This window comes from Deinococcus actinosclerus (assembly GCF_001507665.1).
Taxonomy (GTDB): domain Bacteria; phylum Deinococcota; class Deinococci; order Deinococcales; family Deinococcaceae; genus Deinococcus; species Deinococcus actinosclerus.
Map to the genome: position 1 here is coordinate 687,347 of NZ_CP013910.1, position 19,323 is coordinate 706,669.

The 19,323-nt window shown below is 70.7% G+C and carries 18 protein-coding genes; 7 read left to right on the forward strand and 11 right to left on the reverse strand.

What is annotated here, in order from left to right; all coding sequences use genetic code 11:
- Nucleotides 1–21 precede the first annotated feature (21 nt).
- The 5 genes from sufD to sufC form a co-directional block, all read right to left on the reverse strand.
- Nucleotides 22–1,374: a Fe-S cluster assembly protein SufD gene (gene sufD / locus AUC44_RS03325; protein ID WP_062157389.1), complete on the reverse strand. Its 1,353-nt coding sequence runs from the start codon at nucleotides 1,372–1,374 to the stop codon at nucleotides 22–24.
- A 30-nt stretch (nucleotides 1,375–1,404) separates the two neighbouring features.
- A complete protein-coding gene (locus AUC44_RS03330; RefSeq protein ID WP_046843264.1) occupies nucleotides 1,405–1,761 on the reverse strand; it encodes a VOC family protein in 357 nt (118 codons plus the stop codon).
- 64 nt (nucleotides 1,762–1,825) lie between these two features.
- Entirely contained in the window at nucleotides 1,826–3,232 is a 1,407-nt protein-coding gene (sufB, locus tag AUC44_RS03335; protein ID WP_062157390.1) for a Fe-S cluster assembly protein SufB, read from the reverse strand.
- A gap of 12 nt (nucleotides 3,233–3,244) precedes the next feature.
- Entirely contained in the window at nucleotides 3,245–3,847 is a 603-nt protein-coding gene (locus AUC44_RS16415; RefSeq protein ID WP_157445151.1) for a hypothetical protein, read from the reverse strand.
- 15 nt (nucleotides 3,848–3,862) lie between these two features.
- Nucleotides 3,863–4,618, reverse strand: coding sequence for a Fe-S cluster assembly ATPase SufC (sufC, locus tag AUC44_RS03340; protein WP_062157391.1), 756 nt, complete (start codon nucleotides 4,616–4,618; stop codon nucleotides 3,863–3,865).
- 311 nt (nucleotides 4,619–4,929) lie between these two features.
- Between sufC and AUC44_RS03345 the strand changes: the two genes are divergently transcribed.
- From AUC44_RS03345 to AUC44_RS03360, 4 genes are all read left to right on the forward strand, one after another.
- Nucleotides 4,930–5,616, forward strand: coding sequence for a MotA/TolQ/ExbB proton channel family protein (locus AUC44_RS03345; protein WP_062157392.1), 687 nt, complete (start codon nucleotides 4,930–4,932; stop codon nucleotides 5,614–5,616).
- Nucleotides 5,617–5,749: 133 nt separating this feature from the next.
- Entirely contained in the window at nucleotides 5,750–6,193 is a 444-nt protein-coding gene (locus AUC44_RS03350) for an ExbD/TolR family protein (RefSeq protein WP_062157393.1), read from the forward strand.
- Nucleotides 6,190–8,049: a hypothetical protein gene (locus AUC44_RS16420; RefSeq protein ID WP_157445152.1), complete on the forward strand. Its 1,860-nt coding sequence runs from the start codon at nucleotides 6,190–6,192 to the stop codon at nucleotides 8,047–8,049. Before AUC44_RS03350 ends, AUC44_RS16420 begins: the two co-directional genes overlap by 4 nt.
- A gap of 16 nt (nucleotides 8,050–8,065) precedes the next feature.
- Nucleotides 8,066–8,761, forward strand: a complete 696-nt coding sequence (locus tag AUC44_RS03360) for a hypothetical protein (RefSeq protein ID WP_062157395.1) — start codon at nucleotides 8,066–8,068, stop codon at nucleotides 8,759–8,761.
- A 68-nt stretch (nucleotides 8,762–8,829) separates the two neighbouring features.
- Here AUC44_RS03360 and AUC44_RS03365 read toward each other — a convergent pair whose 3' ends face one another.
- Nucleotides 8,830–10,746 carry an acetate--CoA ligase gene (locus tag AUC44_RS03365; RefSeq protein WP_062157396.1) on the reverse strand — a complete coding sequence of 639 codons (1,917 nt, stop codon included), beginning with the start codon at nucleotides 10,744–10,746 and terminating at the stop codon, nucleotides 8,830–8,832.
- 207 nt (nucleotides 10,747–10,953) lie between these two features.
- Between AUC44_RS03365 and AUC44_RS03370 the strand changes: the two genes are divergently transcribed.
- Both AUC44_RS03370 and AUC44_RS03375 read left to right on the forward strand, forming a co-directional pair.
- A complete protein-coding gene (locus tag AUC44_RS03370; protein ID WP_231724511.1) occupies nucleotides 10,954–11,910 on the forward strand; it encodes an ABC transporter substrate-binding protein in 957 nt (318 codons plus the stop codon).
- A gap of 51 nt (nucleotides 11,911–11,961) precedes the next feature.
- Nucleotides 11,962–12,738 (forward strand): type III pantothenate kinase, encoded by a 777-nt coding sequence (locus tag AUC44_RS03375; RefSeq protein ID WP_062157397.1) that lies wholly within the window; start codon nucleotides 11,962–11,964, stop codon nucleotides 12,736–12,738.
- Nucleotides 12,739–12,797: 59 nt separating this feature from the next.
- On the opposite strand, the gene AUC44_RS03380 is transcribed toward AUC44_RS03375, so the two are convergent.
- From AUC44_RS03380 to AUC44_RS03390, 3 genes are all read right to left on the reverse strand, one after another.
- Nucleotides 12,798–13,976: a zinc-dependent alcohol dehydrogenase gene (locus AUC44_RS03380; RefSeq protein WP_062157398.1), complete on the reverse strand. Its 1,179-nt coding sequence runs from the start codon at nucleotides 13,974–13,976 to the stop codon at nucleotides 12,798–12,800.
- Nucleotides 13,973–14,719: an SRPBCC family protein gene (locus AUC44_RS03385; RefSeq protein ID WP_082688933.1), complete on the reverse strand. Its 747-nt coding sequence runs from the start codon at nucleotides 14,717–14,719 to the stop codon at nucleotides 13,973–13,975. The genes AUC44_RS03380 and AUC44_RS03385 overlap by 4 nt, the downstream gene beginning before the upstream one ends.
- 292 nt (nucleotides 14,720–15,011) lie before the next feature.
- A complete protein-coding gene (locus AUC44_RS03390; RefSeq protein ID WP_062157399.1) occupies nucleotides 15,012–16,034 on the reverse strand; it encodes an SDR family NAD(P)-dependent oxidoreductase in 1,023 nt (340 codons plus the stop codon).
- Nucleotides 16,035–16,459: 425 nt separating this feature from the next.
- Here AUC44_RS03390 and AUC44_RS03395 point away from each other — a divergent pair, with 425 nt between their 5' ends.
- Nucleotides 16,460–17,335: a TroA family protein gene (locus AUC44_RS03395; RefSeq protein WP_062157400.1), complete on the forward strand. Its 876-nt coding sequence runs from the start codon at nucleotides 16,460–16,462 to the stop codon at nucleotides 17,333–17,335.
- A 21-nt stretch (nucleotides 17,336–17,356) separates the two neighbouring features.
- On the opposite strand, the gene AUC44_RS03400 is transcribed toward AUC44_RS03395, so the two are convergent.
- Together AUC44_RS03400 and AUC44_RS03405 are read right to left on the reverse strand one after the other, a co-directional pair.
- Nucleotides 17,357–17,884: a DinB family protein gene (locus AUC44_RS03400; RefSeq protein WP_062157401.1), complete on the reverse strand. Its 528-nt coding sequence runs from the start codon at nucleotides 17,882–17,884 to the stop codon at nucleotides 17,357–17,359.
- A gap of 201 nt (nucleotides 17,885–18,085) precedes the next feature.
- Entirely contained in the window at nucleotides 18,086–19,294 is a 1,209-nt protein-coding gene (locus AUC44_RS03405; protein ID WP_062157402.1) for a vWA domain-containing protein, read from the reverse strand.
- Nucleotides 19,295–19,323: the final 29 nt, after the last annotated feature.

A 19,323-nucleotide genomic window follows, 5' to 3' on the forward strand; every position in this document is an offset into this window, starting at 1 on the left:
AGGCGCGGCGCCGGGGGCGCGTCAGGCCGCGCCGACCTTCTTGGCGATGATGCCCTCGATGTACTTCACGACGCTTGAGAGGGGCACGCGGCCCAGCACGTCCTCCAGGAACGCGGTGACGAGCATCTTCTCGGCAGTCTCCTTGCTGATGCCGCGCGAGCGCAGGAAGAACAGCGCCTCCTGATCCACGGGGCTGGTGGTGCTGCCGTGGCTGCAGCGAACGTCGTTCGCGTTGATTTCCAGCTGCGGAACGCTGTAGTTGCGGGCCTCGCTGCTCAGCATCAGGGTGCGGTGCTTCTGGTACGCGTCGGTCTTCTGCGCGCCCAGGTCCACCTTGATCATGCCGCTGAACACCCCGACGGCCTGGTCATTGTTCACGCCCTTGTACAGCAGGTCGCTGTGCGCGTTCGCAGCGGCGTGGTGCTGCAGGGTGTAGTGATCGAAGTGCTGGTCGGCGTTCGCGAAGTACAGGGCCAGCATCTCGCTGTCCGCGCCCTGCCCGCGCAGGTAGGACTGCATCTCGGTGCGGCTCAGGGTGCCGCCCATCGTGACGACCAGGGAGTTCAGGGTCGCGTCGCGGCCCACGTCCCCACGCTGGCGCTGGATGTGCGTGACGCCCTCGCCCCAGTTCTGGATGCTGACGTACCGGACGCGCGCGCCGTCCTTCACCACGAGTTCCACCGCGCCGATCGCGTACGTGCCGGGCAGCGCCTCACTGTCCTGCTCGTCGATGAACGTCACCTGCGCGTTCTCCTCGGCCACGACCAGCGTGCGGGTCGCGGTGTACGTCCCGGCCTCGCTCATCACGCGGAAGGACCCCAGGGGCAGCTCGACCTCCACGCCGCGCGGCACGTACACGAACGCGCCGTTCGTCCACAGGGCCGCCGCCAGCGCACTGAACTTCCCTTCGCTGGGGTCCGGGCTCTTGCTGGGCGTCGTGCCGGGCGCGGCGATCGTCGTGTCGTCCGGCACCTCGGCCGGCACGACGCTGTACAGGTACTGCTGCACCTTGTCCGCGTGCTGCTCCACCGCCGTCTTCAGATCCGTGAAGATCACGCCCTTCGCGGCCAGTTCCGCCGGGAGTTCCGTGCGGTACACCACGTCCGGGCCGTCCAGCACGAGGAACGCGCCCACGTCCGTGCCGCTCAGGCGCTCCTGCACGCTCGCGGGCAGCGCCGAGACGTCCGAGACTACGTCACGCTTGCCGTGCGGGCGCAGCGCGTCGAAATCGACGTCCACGCGCGTGTACTTCCACGCCTCCACCGACTCCTGCGGCACCTCCAGCGTCGTGAACAGCTCCAGGCTTTCCCTGCGCTTCGCGCTCAGCCACTCGGGCCCCTGCACCTGCGCCAGTTGATCATTGAATTGAGTCATGCGACCTCCAGAAGAAAGAAGAAGAGTCCCTCAGCCGAGGAACGATTCGACTTCAATCACCACGCCGAACGGCGCGTCAAAATAAAAAGTGAGCCGACCGTGGTTCTCACGCGGTGCGGGCACCGTGAAGCCACCCTGGGTCAGCTGCGCGTGAATGGCCCTCACCTGCTCCGGCGAATCCTGAAGGAACCCGATGTGAAACACCTTCGGGTACACCACGTCCTTGGCCCGGAAGACCGAGATCAGCGAATCCGCGTCGTCCAGCAGGAACGTCATCGCGTCCGTGCGGGGCATGCCGTCCGCCTGACGCAGCCCGAAGAACCGCTCGAAGATCTCGACCGCCTGCGGCACGTCCGTGACGCCCAGATTGATGTGATTGAGTTTCATGACGCGGGGCCTCCAGGGCAGGGGAGACGCCCCCACGCCGCAGCGTGAGGGCGGCAGGGGACGGTCAGCCGACCGAGCCTTCCATTTCCAGTTCGATCAGGCGGTTCAGTTCCACGGCGTACTCCAGGGGGAGTTCCTTCGCGATGGGTTCGATGAAGCCGCGCACGATCAGCCCGGCCGCCTCGTCTTCAGACAGGCCGCGGCTCTGGAGGTACAGGATCTGGTCGTCGTTGATCTTGGAGACGGTCGCTTCGTGGCCGACGCTGGCGTCTTTTTCCTCGATCTCGATGTAGGGGTAGGTGTCGGTGCGGGCTTCCTCGTCCAGCAGCAGGGCGTCGCATTCGACGTTGGTCTTGCTGCCCTTGGCACCCTCGTAGATCTTCACGAGGCCGCGGTAGGAGCTGCGCCCGGAGTCCTTGCTGATGCTCTTGGACACGATGGTGCCGCTGGTGTGCGGCGCGAAGTGTACGATCTTCGCCCCGGCGTCCTGGTGCTGGCCACGGCCGGCCATCGCGATCGACAGGACCTCGCCGCGCGCGCCTTCCTCCAGCAGATAGCAGGCGGGGTACTTCATGGTGACCTTGCTGCCCAGGTTCCCGTCCACCCATTCCATCACGCCGTTGCCGTACACGGCGGCGCGCTGCGTCACGAGGTTGTAGACGTTGTGGCTCCAGTTCTGGATGGTGCTGTAGCGGAAGCGCGCGCCTTCCTTCACGACGATCTCGATCACGCCGGAGTGGAAGGAGTCACTGGAGTACGCGGGGGCGGTGCAGCCCTCGATGTAGTGCGCCTGCGCGCCCTCGTCGATGATGATCAGGGTCCGCTCGAACTGCCCGCTGCTCTCCGCGTTGATGCGGAAGTACGTCTGCAGGGGAATGTCCACCTTCACGCCCTTGGGCACGTACACGAAGCTCCCGCCGGACCACACGGCGCTGTTCACGGCCGCGAACTTGTTGTCCTCGGGCGGCACGATCGTCGCGAAGTGCTCACGGAACAGCTCTGGGTACTCCTTCAGGCCGTCCTCGATGCTCAGGAACACCACGCCGAGCTTCTCCCACTCCTCCTTGAGGTTGTGGTACACCATCTCGGATTCGTACTGCGCGCCCACACCGGCCAGCGCGGCACGCTCCGCCTCGGGGATGCCCAGACGCTCGAAGGTCTCCTTCACGTCAGCGGGCACGTCGTCCCAGCTGCGCGCGTTGAAGCCCTCGGGCTTGATGTAGTAGTAGATCTCGTCGAGATTCAGGCCACTCAAATCCGCGCCCCACTCGGGCATGGGCTTGCTCAGGAAGATGTCCAGGGCCTTCAGGCGGAAATCCAGCATCCACTGGGGTTCGTCCTTGGCCTTGCTGATCATTTCCACGACGTCGCGGCTCAGGCCCTTCGGAGCCTTGATCGCGTAACGTTCCGGGCTGCTCCACCCGTACTCGTACGTGGCGTTGATCTCGTTCACTTCAGGATTGATGGTCATGATGACCTCCTTTTATCTGGCCCAATAAAGGCAGTATGTGGTTTTTTCAGGGTTTCTGACGATGAAGATGTCGGAATAGTCGTTCTTTTGATATTGCTCCTCGGTGAAACCTATCTGTCCCTGGGAAACTTCGTAGGCTTTATCCCCGTTGATGGTGCATGGCGTTTCGGACTCGTTTAGCTGCCTTTGCTTGCTTCCGTACTCGAAGCACTCAACCCCATTGGAACCCCCGCCGCATTCCTGCCACTCTTTGCCTTTGATGAGTTGAGCTTCTGTCGCCTCTGGAAAATCAACTTGGAAATAGAACATTCTGATCATCAGTGCCATCCGGTAGAGGATGATGGTGGAGCGCTCCGGTTCCTTGTCGAATACCTTTTCTGAGATGAATCCAATGGTGTCGAAATGGCCTTTGACCGAAGTCTTGTATCCAGAGAATAGGAATCCAACAAGGAGGGTGGCAAGAATAATGCAGATTGCAGGCACAGTGAGCAGAGAGTGCCGTTTTCTCCAAAGTGCGATAAGCGCACTGATGACTGCAATACATAGGAGCAAACCAAGGGGGAAATAGAAGACCAGTCCGGCTTCAGTCGAGTTCAACCACTGGAGAAACGACACGCTTGCGCTTCAAATTCAGGCGGTGGCGAGTTCCTTGACCCAGTCGTAGCCTTCGGTGTCCATCTTCTTGGCGAGTTCGGGGCCGCCGGTCTGGACGACCTTGCCGTCGAGGATGATGTGGACCTTGTCGGGGACGATGTAGTCGAGCAGGCGCTGGTAGTGGGTGATGATCAGGCCGCCGAGGCCAGGGCCGCGCATGCTGTTCACGCCCTTGGAGACGATCTTCAGGGCGTCAACGTCGAGGCCGCTGTCGGTTTCGTCCATGATGATGTAGTTGGGTTCCAGCATGAGCATCTGGAGGATCTCGTTGCGCTTCTTCTCGCCGCCGCTGAAGCCGGCGTTCAGGTAGCGTTCGACGATGCTCTCGTCCCATTCGAGGGTTTTCAGGGCGCTCTGGAGCTTGCCGTAGAACTCGGTGAAGCTCACTTCTTCGCCTTCGGCTTTGCGGGCCTGCATGGCGAGGCGCAGGAAGTTGGCGATGGTGACGCCGGGGATCTCGACGGGGTACTGGAAGGCCAGGAAGACGCCGAGGCGGGCGCGTTCGTCGGGTTCCATCTCGAGGATGTTCTGGCCGTCGACGAGGATTTCGCCTTCGGTGACGGTGTATTCGGGGTCGCCGACGATGACTTTGGCCAGGGTGCTCTTGCCGTTGCCGTTGGGGCCCATGATGGCGTGCAGTTCGCCGCGGGGCACGGTCAGGTTGATGCCTTTGAGGATGGGCTGGTCGCCGACGGTGGCGTGCAGGTTGCGGATTTCGAGCTGGTGGGTCATGCGGGCTCCTTCGGGAATCAGGGTGTGTTTTGTTAGGAATGATTCCTACTTACCGGGGTATTTTACCCGCCCCGGTCCCTAAAGTCGAGTGATTCACTGCGGATTCTGGGTGGGGAACAGTGTCAGGAGGAAGTGGGGAGTGGGCCTCTGTTCAGCGGGTGAGGAGAGGAGAACCCAGGAGCTCGATACCCGCCCGCGTGACGGCCCGAAGCAACCGACCCACTTCCTCCTGACACTGTTCCCCGTCCTCATGAGTGTGCTGCACGCCTTTTTCACGCTTGCCACGCCCGCGCGTGCTACCCGTGGAAGTCATGACCATCCTTGATCTGGTTCGCGCGGCTGGCCCGCTGCTGTGGGTGCTGCTGGCCCTGTCGGTCTACGTGGTCTACCTGAGCGCGGCCCGCGCGCAGGCCCTCTCACGCCTGGGTGCCGACGCCCGCACGCTGGTGGAACGCGCCCGCGCCGTGACCGCCGAGAGCGGCCCGCAGGCGGCGCTGGTCGAGGTCGACCGCGCCGCGCATCCCAGCCCGGCCGCGCAGGTCCTGCGCGCCGGACTGGCCCGCGCCGACCGGGGCGTCCCCGCCGCCGAGAGCGCCATGCATTCCGAGCTGCTGCGCGAGGACGCCCGCCTGTACGCCGGACTGGGCGCGCTGGGTACCGCCGCGCAGATCGCCCCGCTGCTGGGCCTGCTGGGCACCGTGATCGGCATGGTGCGCTCGTTCCTGGTGTTCAGCCAGACCACCGCCCCCACGCCCGCGCAGCTGGCGACCGGGATCAGCGAGGCGCTGATCAACACCGCCGCCGGCCTGATCGTCGCGGTGATCGCGTACGTGGCGCGCGGCGCGCTGCGGGCCCGCGCCGACCGGATCATGGTGCAGGCCGAGCAGGTGCGCGAGGACCTGCCGAGCTGGCTGACCCGCCCCGCGCCCGCCACCAGTCCTGCCCGGGCCGACACGCCCATGCCGGAGGTCGCGCTGACGTTCGGCGGCGCGCAATGAAGGGGGTCCCGTCCGTTGGGTTGACAGATCGGAAGGGCCCCGCTCTGCCAACTCCACTCCCGGTACCCCTGCTGCTCCCGCTCGCATCCGCTCGGGGTGAACGGGTCAGGCCACCCGTTCACCCGGAGTCCGTATGACCCGCCCGGCCCGCCGCCGCTTCCGGGGCGATCACGACCCGGTGACCTTCGACTTCGCGCCGATGGTGGATATCGTGCTGCTGCTGCTGATCTTCTTCTTCCTCACGAGCACGCTGGGCGCGCGGCAGAACGCCCTGCCGCTGGACCTGCCGCGCGCGAGCAGCAGCGTGCAGGAAACGCCGGACCTGCCCATCGTGAGCGTCAGCCGCGCCGGGCAGGTGTTCCTGAACGGGAAGGCCACCACCCTGACCGCGCTGGGCGCGCAGCTGCGGCCCCTGGCAGCCGCGTCGGGCGGCGTGGTGGGCCTGCGCGCCGACGAGCGCGGCAGCTACGGCACGGTCGTCGGCGTGATGGACGAGATCAAGAAGGCGGGCGGCACGCGGCTGGCCCTGGGCACCCAGACGGACGCCGCCCGCGCGGCCGGAGGGTCGGCCCCGTGACCACGCTGCCGCGCTCTGCACCCCCCCGCCCCGAGGCCCGCGAGGGCCGCCGCGCCGCCGCCGCGACCGTCGCGGTGCACGTGGCGCTGCTCGCCGGCCTGCTGGCCCTGCGCCCCCAGACCCTGCCGGCCGCCGCGCCGCCTGACCTGTCCCGCGCGCCGCTGGAGGTCGTGACGCTCGCCCCGGCGCCGACGACCACGCCCGCCCGGACAACCACACCCGCCCAGACGACCACGGCGCCACGCGCGACGCCGGAGCGTCCCCGCCCGGCCACCCCGGCACGGCCGCCGACCGAGTCGCGCGCGACCCCGCAGGCCAGCCCCACCGAGTCACCGCGCTCGGCGCCGCAGCCGACCCGGCCAGCCACCGCACCGACCACCGAGGCCACGACTCCGGCGCCGACCCGCGCGCCACAGGCACCGTCCAGCTCGGCCGCCCCTGCGGCTGCTGCACCGTCGGCTTCGACATCGACGTCGGCCGATTCCGCTGCGCCAGCACCACAGGTCACGGCCCCGGCAGCGGCCGAGTCCGCCCCGGCCGCGCCCCGGGAGGCGTCCGCCACACCGACGCCGTCCGAGCTGCCCGCGCTGGACGCCGCGACCCGCGCCGCCCCCACCGGGGAGGTAGAGGCCGCGCCCGAGCCGACCCCGGCCCGGGCGGCGGCGCCGGAGCAGGCGACCCCCGAGGTGGCCCCCCGCACCGCCGGGGAGGGCGCAGCCACCCCCGAGCCGATCAGCGCCCTGCCCCGCCGCGAGGATCTGACCCGCGCGGATACGGGCGGCGAGGTCGCCCAGGCCACCCCGGCCCGTAGCGCGAGCCCGGCCGAGGCCCCGGCGGACGTGCGCGGCATTCCCGCCCGGCCCGTGAGCCGCGCCGACACGCCGGCCGACAGCAGCCCGGTGACCGCCACCAGCCGAGACCGGACCGCCGCGGCCGCTCCGGCCAGTCCGGCGGCCTCCGGCAGCCGCGCGGCGCCCGGCGAACCCGTGGCGGCGGCTCCGGCGGCGCCGGTCACCTCGGCGCCGACCACCCGCGCGCCCGACCCTGCCGTGGCGTCCGCGCCGGCTGCGGGAGCCGCCAGCGGCGCGGGCGCCGCGGGGGACACCACCCCCGCCGCCACGCCGGCGCCGCGCAGCTCGGCCGCCGGTCCGGCCAGCACGGACCCCCCTGCGGCCTCGGCCGCCCCCCGCACCGAGCCCACGACCGGGGGCAGCGCGGCCGCCGCGACCGGCACACCCAGCCGCGACCCGGCGGCCAGCCCCACGCCGGCGGCCGGGACGGCCCCCACACGCGGGGCGGGCACGTCTGCGGCCCCCGGCGAGGCGGACGCGCCCGCCGCCACCCGGCCCGGGAGCGGCGCCGGGGGCGGCGCGGGTGGCGGCACGGGCGACGCCGGTGCGCCGGCCGCCGGCCGCGGCGGGACCGGCGCGGGGAGCGGCAGCGGGGGCAGTGACCCGGCCGCGCCGCTCACCCGTGGGGGCGGCGCGGCCGGGGCGGGCAGCGAGACGCGCCCGCTGACCTGCACCGTCGTGATCGATGTGCGCGGGCTGGGCGCGTTCCAGCGGGACATGACCAGCATCGTGTACGCGGGCGGGCAGCAGCTGTGGCCCGACGCGGCGCTGATCAAGGGGGTGTCCAGCGAACTCGTCCAGGCGGGCAACCTGCACACCTACGTGACCGCCGAGTCGCAGCTGGCGGCCTTCCCGAACGTCACCCGCGTGAAGGCCGAGCGCATCCAGCCCAACCGCTTCGCCCCGAACTCGAAGGTGTACACCGACGTGACCCTCTCAGGCGCGGCCGCCGCGCAGTTCCGCTCGGCGGGCAGCGCGTGCCGCGTCGTCTATCTCAAAGACTGAGCCTCAAAGGAGCCCCATGATCCGTCACCTGACCCTGCTGACCCTCTGCTCGCTGCTGGCCGCGCCCGCGTACGCGTGGGTACCGAAACTGGAGGACACCACCGCCAAGAACGTCATCGACGGCGCGTACGGACGCCGCGACCCGGTCGCCACGTACCTGACGGTGGACCTGACCGTCAAAGGCGGCGCGTTCGCCGGTGGGAAGGACGCCGTGGCTGCCTTCGACGGCGGCGCGACCTGCGTCGCGGACTGGCTGGCCGCGCCGGACGACTTCACGAAGGGCAGCCGCCCGGCGCAGCTCACCGTGAGCGGGCAGGCGGACCAGCTGTACTTCCAGGCGCAGGACGCCCGCAACAACTTCCAGAACCTCAGCGTGAAGGCGGCGCTGGCCGAGGACTCCGCCAGCCGCCGCCTCCCGGACGGGCAGCTGCGCGTGGACATCGGCGTGCGCGGCCTGCCGGGCGAGAAGGCCCGGGGCGCGTACCTCGTGCGGCTGAAGGGCCCGGACGGGAAACTGATCGCGCCCGTGAAGAGCACGTACGTGAACGACTTCAAGCAGGACGGCGGCACCTGGAGCGGCACGCTCGTGTACTACTTCGAGCCGCTGAAGGCCGGGATCGGCGCCAGTGACACCGTGCCCCTGCTGCTGCGCACCGAGGCCGACACGGACTGCGCGTACCAGATTCCCCTGGACCTCGGCAAGTTCAGCTGAGCGCCGGACAGGCTCACGGGACAGAGGGAGCGCCGGGCAGCACGGGCGCTCCCTCTGTCCTGAGTTGTTTACTGCGCGCTGCCGCTCCGCAGCCGCTCGCGCACCGTATCGATGGCGTCCGGATTTTCCAGGCTGGTGAGGTCCCCGCGCGTGTCGCCGGTCACGAGCAGGTCGCGCAGGACGCGGCGCATGATCTTGCCGCTGCGGGTGCGGGGCACGGTGGGGGTCACGATCACGCGCGCCGGGCGGGCGATGGCGCCCACGCCGCGCACGACGGCCTCGGCGAGTTCGCGTTGCAGTTCGGGGCTGTCGTGCGCGTCCCCGCGCGGCACCACGAACGCGACCGGCACGGCGCCCTTGACGTCGTCGGGCATGGCGACCACGGCGGCCTCGCTGACGGCGGGGTGGGTGATCAGCGCGGCCTCCATCTCCATGGTGCCGATGCGGTGCCCGGCGACGTTCATCACGTCGTCCAGGCGCCCCGTGACCCACAGCTGCCCGTCGTGGTCGAGCAGGGCGGCGTCGCTGGCGGCGTACGCGCCGGGGAAGTCCGCGAGGTACGTCTGCACGTAGCGGTCGTGGTCGCCCCACACGGTGCGCGCCAGGCAGGGGAACGGCTCGGTGAGGGTCAGGGCGCCCAGTTCGCCCGGGGCGGCCTCCTGGCCGCCCTCCCGCACGACGCGCGCGCGGTAGCCGGGCAGCGGGTGCCCGCACGCGCCGGGGCGGGTGGCGGTCAGGCCCACCATGCTGCCCGCCCAGGCGGTGCCGGTCTCGGTCTGCCCGTAGGTGTTGTTCACGAAGACCCGTTCCTGCCCGAGGGTGCGGTGCGTCCAGTGCCACGTCTCCGGGTCGAGCGGTTCGCCGACCAGCCCGATCAGGTGCAGGCTCTCCAGGTTCTGGCCGCGCAGCGCGTCGTCCCCGGCGCGGCGGAGCATCCGCAGGGCGGTGGGCGCGGTGAAGACCTTCGTCACGCCGTACCGGCCGATGATCTCGTACGGGCGGGCCGGGGTGGGCGTGTCGATGCTGCCCTCGTAGATGACGTGGGTCGCGCCGTGCGCCAGTCCGCCCACGAGTGCGAAGATCGGGAAGGTCAGCCAGCCCACGTCCGCCGTGCACCAGTACTCGTCGCCGGGGTGGAGGTTCAGGGCCCACTTCACGTTCGCGTACGCGCCGGTCAGGAAGCCCAGCCCGGCGTGCACGAGGCCCTTGGGTTTGCTGGTGGTGCCGCTGGTGTAGATGATGAAGCCCGGGTCGTTCGCGTCGAGCGCGGCGGGGTCGGCGCGGCGGGTGGTGGCGTCGAGCAGCGCGTGGAAGTCCAGGTCGCCGGGCCGCAGCGGCGCGCCGGGCTCCACGCGGCGGGCCACGATGACCTGCGCGTCCAGGCCGTCCAGCGCCTCGTGCAGGGTGTCGCGCAGGGGCACGACCTTCCCGCGCCGCAGGGTGGCGTCGGTGCACACCACGACCTTCGGCTGCGCGTCCTCCAGGCGGTCACGGACGGCCGAGGCGCTGAAGCCCGCGAAGATCACCGAGTAGATCGCCCCGATGCGGTAGCAGGCGTGAATGGCGATGAACGCCTCCGGGACGTTCCCCAGGTAGATCGCCACCCGGTCGCCCTTCGTGACGCCCAGGTCTTCGAGCGCGGCGGCGAAGCGGGCGGTGGCGTCGGTCAGCGCGCCGAACGTCCAGGTCTCGCGCAGGCCGTCCTCGCGCTCGTAGCGCAGCGCCACGCGCTCGGGTGGGTGGCGGTCGAGGCAGTTCGTGCTGACGTTCCCGGTCGCGCCGGGGAAGTACTCGAAGTTCCCCAGCGTGCCGTCCAGGGCGGTGGTGGGCGGCATGACCCAGCTGAGTTCCCGGGCGATCTCCAGCCAGTAGGCCTGCGGGTCGAGGGCGCGCAGCCGCGCGGCGTCCTCGGGGGACACGGGCGCGGCGGCGGACAGGGCGGGGGTGGGGGGCACCAGCGGGTGGGACAGCAGGGCAGGATCCATGACAGCGGCCTCCGGACAGGTCAGAAGAGAGCGGTGGGTTGTGTGGCCCGGCCAGCCTAGCGCCGCCCGCATGAGAGTTCTGCCCGGATGACGTGTCCGCCGTGCAGGAACAGCCGGAGGTGCGGACCACTGCCCGGCGGCAGGGTGACCGGCGACATCGTCATAAGGGTATTGATATTTCATTATCATTCAAGCAGAGTGGGGCCCGTGATCCTGCGCCGCCCCACCCTGCTGCTCGCCACCACGCTCCTGACCGGCCTCCTGACCAGTGCCGGCGCCGCCCCCCTCACCCTGCGCCACGCGGCGGGCACCACCACCCTTCCCGCGCCCGCCATCCGCGTCGTCGCGCTCGGCCCGCACGCGCTGGACCTGCTGCTCTCGCTGGGCATCCAGCCCGTCGGCTACGGCGAGGCCGCCCAGCTCAACCTGCGCCAGTACGGGTCGCCCATCCGCCAGATCCGCTACCTGGGCAGCCGCGTGACCGGCGCGCCCACGTACGTCGGCGACCGCTTCAAACCCAACCTGGAAGTCATCGCCAGCCTGAGGCCCGACCTGATCGTCGGCGAGCACTTCGCGCAGGACACCTACCCCGCCCTGAACGCCATCGCGCCCACTCTGCTCTTTCGCGGCACCCACAGCGGCGACTGGCAGAAGACCCTGCCGGTCCTCGCCCGCGCCGTGAACCGCACCGAACGCGCCGCGCAGGTCATCCGCCAGCGGGCCGCCGCCGCCGACCGCGCCCGCCAGACCCTCCCCGCGTGGCTGCGCGGCCGCCGCGCCCTGATCGTCTGGAACGCCGGGGGCGCCACCCGCGACCTGTACACCGTCCTCGGCCCGGCCGACTGGACCGGCGGGTACTTCCAGAACCTCGGCCTGACCCTCGACCTGCCCGGCCGCCAGGACCCCAGCCTGGGCGAAGGCTACCTGAAACTGAGCAGCGAGGGCCTGAGCGCCACCCGCGCCGAGGCCATCTTCGTGATCGCCTCTGCGAAGAACACCGCCGCGCAGGCCCGGCGCGACTGGCAGGCCAACCCCTTCGCGCAGCGCCTCCCGGCCAGCCGCGCCGGACACGTGTACTTCCTGGACATGCAGCTGTTCGGGCGCCTCCGGGGCCCCACCGCCGAGGACCTCATGACCCGCGAACTGACCCGTACCCTCCGCTGAGCCCGCCGCACACCGGACAGGACCGGACAGGGCTGCCCTAGAATGCCGGGCGTGCCTGCTTTCCCCCTCCTGGCCGTGGACATCGGCAACACCAGCACCGTGATCGGCCTGGCCGACGAGCAGCTGAACCTCACGAACACCTGGCGCATCCGCACGAACCGCGAGCACCTCCCGGACGACCTCGCCATGCGCCTGCACGGGCTGCTGCAGCTCACGGGGGCGCCCATGCCGCGCGCGGCGATCCTCAGCAGTGTCGCGCCGCCCCTGGGGGAGAACTACGCGCTGGCCCTGCGCCGCCACTTCGCCGTGGAGGCCTTCGAGGTGCGCGCCACGAACCTCCCCGACGTCAGCGTGGAACTCGACGTGCCCGACGCCGTGGGCGCCGACCGCCTGTGCAACCTGTTCGGCGCCGAGAAGTACCTCGGGCACCACGAGTACGCCGTCGTCGTGGACTTCGGGACGAGTACGAACTTCGACGTGATCGGCCGGGGCCGCCGCTTCCTGGGCGGCGTGCTCGCCACCGGCGCGCAGGTCAGCGCCGACGCGCTGTTCAGCCGCGCCGCGAAACTGCCGCGCATCACGCTCCAGGCGCCGGGCACGGCCATCGGGAAGAACACCACGCACGCCCTCCAGTCGGGCCTCGTGTTCGGGTACGCCGAGATGGTGGACGGCCTGCTGCGCCGCATCCGCGCCGAACTGCCCGGCCCGGCGGTCGCCATCGCCACCGGCGGCTTCTCGCGCACCATCGAGGGCATCTGCCGCGAGATCGACCACTACGACGAGACCCTGACCCTGCGCGGCCTCGTGGAACTCTGGGCCAGCCGCTGAGTCACGGGACAGGGGCCGCCCGGACGTGCGTGCCGGGCGGCCCCTGTGTCGTTCGCGTGCTAGCCCCAGGGGTTGAGCACGACCTTGATGCAGCCGCCCTGCTTGTCCCGGAAGGTCCTGTACAGGTCCGGCGCGTCGTCCAGCGAGGCGCGGTGCGTGATCACGAAGCTCGGGTCGATCTCGCCCGCCTCGATGCGCGACAGCAGCGGCGCGATGTGCCGGTGCGTGTGCGTCTGCCCCATCTTGAAGGTCAGGCCCTTGGCGAACGCCGCGCCCATCGGGACCTTGTCGATCAGGCCGCCGTACACGCCGGGCAGGCTGACCGTGCCGCCCTTGGCGCAGCTCAGCAGCGCCCAGCGCAGCGCCGTGATCCGGTCGAAACTGAGCTTCAGGCGCTGCTTGGCGGTGTCCACCAGCGCGCCGGGGCCGTGCCCGTGGGCCTCCATGCCCACCGCGTCGATCACGTGGTCCGGGCCGCGCCCGCCGGTGGACTCGCGCAGCGCGACCAGCACGTCCTCCTGCTCGTAGTTGATGACCTGACACCCGGCCGCTTCTGCCATGGCCAGCCGCTCGGGCACCCGGTCGATCACGATCACGTGCGCGGCCCCGAGCATCTGGGCGCTGCGGGCCGCGAACTGCCCGACCGGGCCCGCCCCGAACACCGCCACCACGTCCCGGCCCGGCACGATGCCGCAGTTCTCGGCGGCCTGATACCCGGTGGGGAAGATGTCGGTCAGGAACAGCACCTGCTCGTCGCGCAGATCCGACTCGATCCTGTGCGGGCCCACGTCCGCGAACGGCACCCGCACGTACTGCGCCTGCCCGCCCGCGTACCCGCCGTACATGTGCGAGTACCCGAACAGCCCGCCGCCGCTCACGCCGCCGTAGAGCGCCTCGGCCATGCGGTGGTTCGGGTTGGAGTTGTCGCAGGCGCTGAACAGGCCCCGGCGGCACGGATCGCACACGCCGCAGGAGATGTTGAACGGCACGACCACCCGGTCGCCCACCTTCAGGCGGCGCACGTCCCGGCCGACCTCTACGACCTCGCCCATGAACTCGTGCCCCAGGATGTCGCCCTTCTCCATGCTGGGAATCACGCCGTCGAGCAGGTGCAGGTCCGAGCCGCAGATCGCCGTGGAGGTCACCCGGATGATCGCGTCGGTGGGCAGCAGCAGCGTGGGGTCCGGGACCGTCTCCACGCCCACGCGGTTCGCGCCCTGCCAGACGATGGCCTTCACGCCTGCCCCCCGGCGCGGGCGCTGCTCTGACCTTCGGTGGTGGGCGCGAAGCCCAGCTCCTGCTCACGCTTGAAGCGCATCAGGTCGTCCCGCAGCTGCTGCGCGGGTTCCTCACCGAACAGCCGCGCCGCGATCGCCCCAGCGGACCCGCCCGGCGGGCGGTACGCGAGGCGCACGACGACCTCGGTGCCCCGGTCACCTGGCGCGGGGCGGAACAGCACCTCGCCGTGGTTCTCGACCGCCGCGCCCGGCAGGGCCGCCCAGGCGATCCGGCGGCCCGGCTCGTCCGCCGTGAGGTCCGCCTCCCAGCTGACCGTCCCGGTGGGCGCCTCGACCGTCCAGCGCGAGCGGCGCCCGCCCAGCGCCTCCACGGCCTTCAGGTGCGTCATCAGCCGGGGCAGGCCCGCCAGATCGCGCCACACGCGGTACAGGTCGTCCGCCGGCTTGCCGATCGTCACGGCGTCACTGACGAGGACCTCGCCCTGCGGCGTCTGCCGGATCTTCAAGGCCGTCGCCAGGGGGTTGCGGCCCGTGGCGGCCATCGCGGCCAGCCCGGCGCCCACGCTGCCCAGCACCAGTTTCTGGATGGGCCGGGCGCTGCGCAGGCCCGCGCCCATCAGGGCCACGCCCACGCTGCCCATCACGGACCGTTCCAGCGCCGGGAGCTGCCCGGCCGCGTCGGTCTGAGGTTCGGTGGGCGTGGTGCTCCCTTCGGGTGGGGGAGTGGATCGGTCTTCGCTCATGGGGAACCTCCGGAAGTGGCGCGCGGGCGCGGCAGGACACGGTCGCGGCAGGAAAGGGAGACGAACGCAGGGCACGCGGGAGGTGAGGGGTCGTGCGGACTCCGGTTGAATGGCTTTACAGGCCATTCAATCCGAGCGGATGCGAGGAGGAGAAAAACGGGTTCCGGACGTGGAATTGACGACCCGGCGCCGCTCCGGGTGGTCAACGAAACAAACGGAATCCGTGTCAGTCCACCCCGGGGCGGCCCGGCACATTGCGCCCAGGCGCACCGTGTGACCGTCCCCTCAAGGCTCAGTTCAGGTCGCTGCTGCGGGGCTGCCCGTGCGCCCCGCGCTGGTTGAACTCCGCTTCCGCCGCGCGCTTGATGGGATTTCCCTGAGTGAGGTGGCCCTCCACGTCCCGGCCCGCCCGCGTGACGTCCGTGCCCGCCGGGGCGGGCAGCAGACGGTTCGTCAGGGCCATCAGGTCCGCCGTGAGCTGCGGCGCCAGTGCCTGCCCAACGCGCAGCAGCCATGCCGGGCCGCCCACCATCGTCTCCGCGTCCCCGCGCACCAGGGCGTTCACGATCCGCCGCGCCGCCTCCCGCGCGTCCAGCGACACCACCGGCAGGCTGTCCGCCGTGGCAAACCACGCGTACTCCTGCGCGTGGCGGCCCTTCACGCTGGCGTTCATGGGACTACCGGTACGCATCAGGCCCGGCAGCACCGTCGTCACCGTGATGCCCTCGCGCGCCAGTTCCGAACGCAGCGCCTGACCCAGCCCCGCCGACGCGAACTTGCTCACCGAGTACGGCGCCAGGTGCGGCACCGCCACCCGCCCCCCCACCGACGACACGATCAGCACCCGCCCGCCCCCGCGCAGGTGCGGGCGCGCCGCGAGCGTCAGGCGCAGCGGGGCCAGGGCGTTTACCTCCAGGATGTCGCGGAAGTCGGCCTCGGTCATGTCCGCCAGCGGCCCCACCTGGATCAGCCCCGCGTTGTTCACGAGCACGTCCAGCCGCCCGTGTGCCCGCACCGTCTCCTGCACGGCGCGCTCCAGATCGGCCGCCCGGGTCACGTCCCCCACCACCACCTGCACCCGCCCGCCCGCGTTCAGGCGCTCGCGGGCGCGCTCCAGGTCGGCGGCCGTGCGGGCCATCAGCGTGACGCTCGCGCCGCGGGTCAGCAGCTCATGGGCCAGCGCCAGGCCCAGGCCCCGCGAGCCGCCGGTCACCAGGGCCGCGCGGCCCGTCAGGTCGTAGGGCGCGCGCAGGACGCGGCGGGCCGCCACCGCCCCCACCGCCGCCGTCAGAAGCAGTCGTTTCGGAAGTCGCATGCCCGCAGTGTGCCCCGCTCCGCCCGGCCGGGGCCGCTGCGTGAAGCGGCGGCCAAGGCTGCCCGCCACCATCCACGGGAGGCGCGTCTGCCAGGACCGTCAGACAGGATCAGCGGGTGTTCCCGTGCGGGACGGAATCGGCGCTCCTCCCATCCCCGGAGCCCATGAGGGGGGCATGAAGTGCGTGCAGCGCCCTCACGCCCGAGCCGCCAGCCCGCCGCCAGGGTCCCTCGGGGCCGTGCCCCACGCACCTCGCAGCGCCGACGTGAGCACCAGCGACCGCCTCGACCTGGGGGTGGACGCTGCCGCCCGCGGCAAGCCCCTCCGCGCCCAGTGCCGGGGCGCCGGCCGAAGCCGGGCTCAGGGCGGGCCGCCCGGCACAGATCCGCCGGGCAAGCCCCCACCCGCGCGGTACCCTGGACGTCATGACTGCCCCCCAACGCATCGTGAGCCTGCTGCCCAGCGCCACCGACCTGCTGTTCGACCTGGGCCTGGCGGAGCGCGTGGTGGGCGTCAGTCACTCCTGCGATCACCCGCGCGCCCGGCACCTGCCGGTCCTGACCCGCTCCATCGTGGACAGCGGCGCCCCGCAGGCCGAGATCGACCGCGCCGTCAGCGAGGCGGTCCGCGAGGGCCGCGCCCTGTACCAGGTGGACGGCGCACTGCTGGACCGGCTGAACCCGGATCTGGTCGTCACGCAGGGCGTGTGCGAGGTCTGCGCCGTCACCCCCGGCACCCTGCAGGACGCCGTGCGCTACCTGCCCGGCTGCCTGCCCGCCGCGAACGTCCTCAGCCTGGAGGGCCGCAGCGTGCAGGGCATCCTGGACGACCTGCGCACCCTGGCCGACGCCGCCGGCGTCCCCGGGACCGGCGAGCGACTCGTCCGGCAGGCCCAGGCCGACTGGGACGCCATCCGGCCCGCCCCGCACGCCCCGCGCGTCCTGACGCTGGAGTGGACCGACCCGCCCTTCTACGGTGGGCACTGGGTGCCCGAGCAGGTGGTGCGGGCGGGCGGCGTGAACGTCCTGGGCACCCCCGGCACCGACTCGGGCCGCGCCACCTGGGAACAGATCGAGCCCCTGCGGCCCGACGTGAGCGTCGTCCTGTGCTGTGGGTACGGCCTGCGCGACAACGTCACCTTCGCCCGCGACCTGCCGGACCTGCCCCTGGGAGAGGTGTGGGCGGTGGACGCCAACGCGCTGTTCAGCCGCCCCGCGCTGGGCGTCGTGCGCGGCGCGCAGGTCCTGGCCGACCTGCTGCGCGGCCAGCCCACCCCCGGCCTCAGCGAACGCATCCGCTGACGCTGGCCTGCGTGAGCGGGCCTAGGTGGGCCGCATGATCCGCAGGTACGCCTGCCACGGCCCCACCGCCTCGCGGTACCCGCCGCCCAGCGTGCGCGTGATCTGCAGGACGTGATCCAGATCGTGCGCCGCCCAGGTCGCGAGCAGCTGCCCCAGCGTCACCGGGCCGAACTCCGGGTGCGTGCCGCGCCGCGCCAGTGCCGCCGGGGTCAGGTTCAGGGCGTCCAGTGCCCGCAGGCTCTCTGCCCGCATCGCCGCGAAGTCGTCCAGCAGCTCATCCAGGGACTGCGCCGCCTCCGCCGCCTGATGCCCGGCCCGGTCAAACGGGGGGAACACCTCCGTCTCGCCCGCCGCGAGCAGCACCCGCGCGCGCGGCAGCCAGTTCGTGCGGTCCGCGTGCGTCAGGTGCGCCACCACCCCACGCGGCGACCACGTCCCCGGCCCCTCGTCCAGCCCCGCCCACGCCTTCGGCAGGCCCCGCAGCAACGCGTCCAGCACGCCCGGCGTCCGCGCCAGCTGCTCCCGCACCGTCCCCAGATCCACGTTCATACGGGCAGCATAAAAGGGCAGGGGCAGGCCGCCTCACGCCGCCCGCCCCCTGAATGCCGCACCGCGTCTACGGATTCCGTCTGTTTCGCCCTCCACCCGGAAGAACACCGGGTTGCCCACTCCACGCCCGGAATCCGCTTTGCTCCGCCTCGCATCCGCTCGGGTTGAAAGATGTTGCACACCTTTCAACCGGAGTCCGGATCAGTTGATCATCTTCGTCTTGTTCGTCATGAAGTCCATCAGCACGTACTGCCCGATGTTGTGCGGCGTCGTGAAGTACGCCTTGCCGCGCGTCATCTCGCTGACGCGGCGCACGAAGCCCACCAGATCCGGGTCGCGGGCCAGCATGAACGTGTTCACCTGAATCCCGCTGCGGCGGCAGTTCGCGACCTCGCGCAGCGTCGCGCCCAACACGTAGGGGTCCAGACCGTACGCGTTCTTGTAGATGCGTCCGTCCGGCAGCGTCAGCGCCGAGGGTTTCCCGTCGGTGATCATCACGATCTGCTTCATATCCTTGTTCTCGCGCTTCAGCAGCTGCTGCGCCAGCCGCAGGCCGCCCGCGGTGTTCGTGTGGTACGGCCCGATCTGCGCCTGCGCGAGCTTCCCGACCGGGACCTCCTCGGCGCTGTCGTGGAACAGCACGAACTTCACGGTGTCCCCGGGGTACTGCGTGCGGATCAGGTGCGCCAGGGCCAGCGCGACCTGCTTGGCGGGCGTGAAGCGGTCCTCGCCGTACAGGATCATGGAATGCGAGCAGTCGAGCAGCACCACCGTCGCCGCCGACGAGTTGTACTCCGCCTGCCGGATGACCAGGTCCGACTCCTCGAGGTTGTCGAAGCCCTTGCTGATCACGTTCCCGAGAGTGGCGGTCGTGTCGAGGTTCATGGTGTCCCCGAACTCGTAGCCCTTGAGTTCACCGGTCATCTCGACGCCCGAGGCGTACTCACGGGTGTCGTGCGATCCGGCGCTGCTGCGCCCCAGTCCGCCCATCAGGTCGCGCAGGCTCTTGTACCCCAGGAAATCGATGCTCTTGTCCGTCAGCTGGAACTTCGCGTCGCCGGGATCCCCCGCGCCGCCCGCCCCATCCTCCTCGAACTCCTTGCGGATGAAGCCGTCCTGCTGGAGCCTGTCCATCAGGCGCTGGATCTGCTGGCCCAGCCCGGTCTCGCGGATGTCGTCGGCCTGCATGGCCTCCATCAGCTGCTCTTCCGGAATCATGTTCCGCTCGGCGAGCGCCTGCAAGATGGCGTCGAACAGGTCGTCCATGCTGGGGCGCGCGTCCGGGTCCGGGTCGTACGGGTCGTTCATGCCCTGGCCCAGCAGCGCCTCCTGAATCATCTGCATCAGCTCGCTGCTCTCGAGCTGATCGAGTTCCCCCTCGAACTTGCTGTACCGCGTGACACGCGCCATGTGAACCTCCGTTGCGGCCCAGCATGGCG

What these genes read in the sequence shown, in the direction of transcription:
- sufD (WP_062157389.1), bottom strand. Translation starts at nt 1,374, where the DNA reads ATGACTCAATTCAATGATCAACTGGCGCAGGTGCAGGGGCCCGAGTGG.
- AUC44_RS03330 (WP_046843264.1), bottom strand. Translation starts at nt 1,761, where the DNA reads ATGAAACTCAATCACATCAATCTGGGCGTCACGGACGTGCCGCAGGCG.
- sufB (WP_062157390.1), bottom strand. Translation starts at nt 3,232, where the DNA reads ATGACCATCAATCCTGAAGTGAACGAGATCAACGCCACGTACGAGTAC.
- sufC (WP_062157391.1), bottom strand. Translation starts at nt 4,618, where the DNA reads ATGACCCACCAGCTCGAAATCCGCAACCTGCACGCCACCGTCGGCGAC.
- AUC44_RS03345 (WP_062157392.1), top strand. Translation starts at nt 4,930, where the DNA reads ATGACCATCCTTGATCTGGTTCGCGCGGCTGGCCCGCTGCTGTGGGTG.
- AUC44_RS03350 (WP_062157393.1), top strand. Translation starts at nt 5,750, where the DNA reads ATGACCCGCCCGGCCCGCCGCCGCTTCCGGGGCGATCACGACCCGGTG.
- AUC44_RS03360 (WP_062157395.1), top strand. Translation starts at nt 8,066, where the DNA reads ATGATCCGTCACCTGACCCTGCTGACCCTCTGCTCGCTGCTGGCCGCG.
- AUC44_RS03365 (WP_062157396.1), bottom strand. Translation starts at nt 10,746, where the DNA reads ATGGATCCTGCCCTGCTGTCCCACCCGCTGGTGCCCCCCACCCCCGCC.
- AUC44_RS03385 (WP_082688933.1), bottom strand. Translation starts at nt 14,719, where the DNA reads ATGAGCGAAGACCGATCCACTCCCCCACCCGAAGGGAGCACCACGCCC.
- AUC44_RS03390 (WP_062157399.1), bottom strand. Translation starts at nt 16,034, where the DNA reads ATGCGACTTCCGAAACGACTGCTTCTGACGGCGGCGGTGGGGGCGGTG.
- AUC44_RS03395 (WP_062157400.1), top strand. Translation starts at nt 16,460, where the DNA reads ATGACTGCCCCCCAACGCATCGTGAGCCTGCTGCCCAGCGCCACCGAC.
- AUC44_RS03400 (WP_062157401.1), bottom strand. Translation starts at nt 17,884, where the DNA reads ATGAACGTGGATCTGGGGACGGTGCGGGAGCAGCTGGCGCGGACGCCG.
- AUC44_RS03405 (WP_062157402.1), bottom strand. Translation starts at nt 19,294, where the DNA reads ATGGCGCGTGTCACGCGGTACAGCAAGTTCGAGGGGGAACTCGATCAG.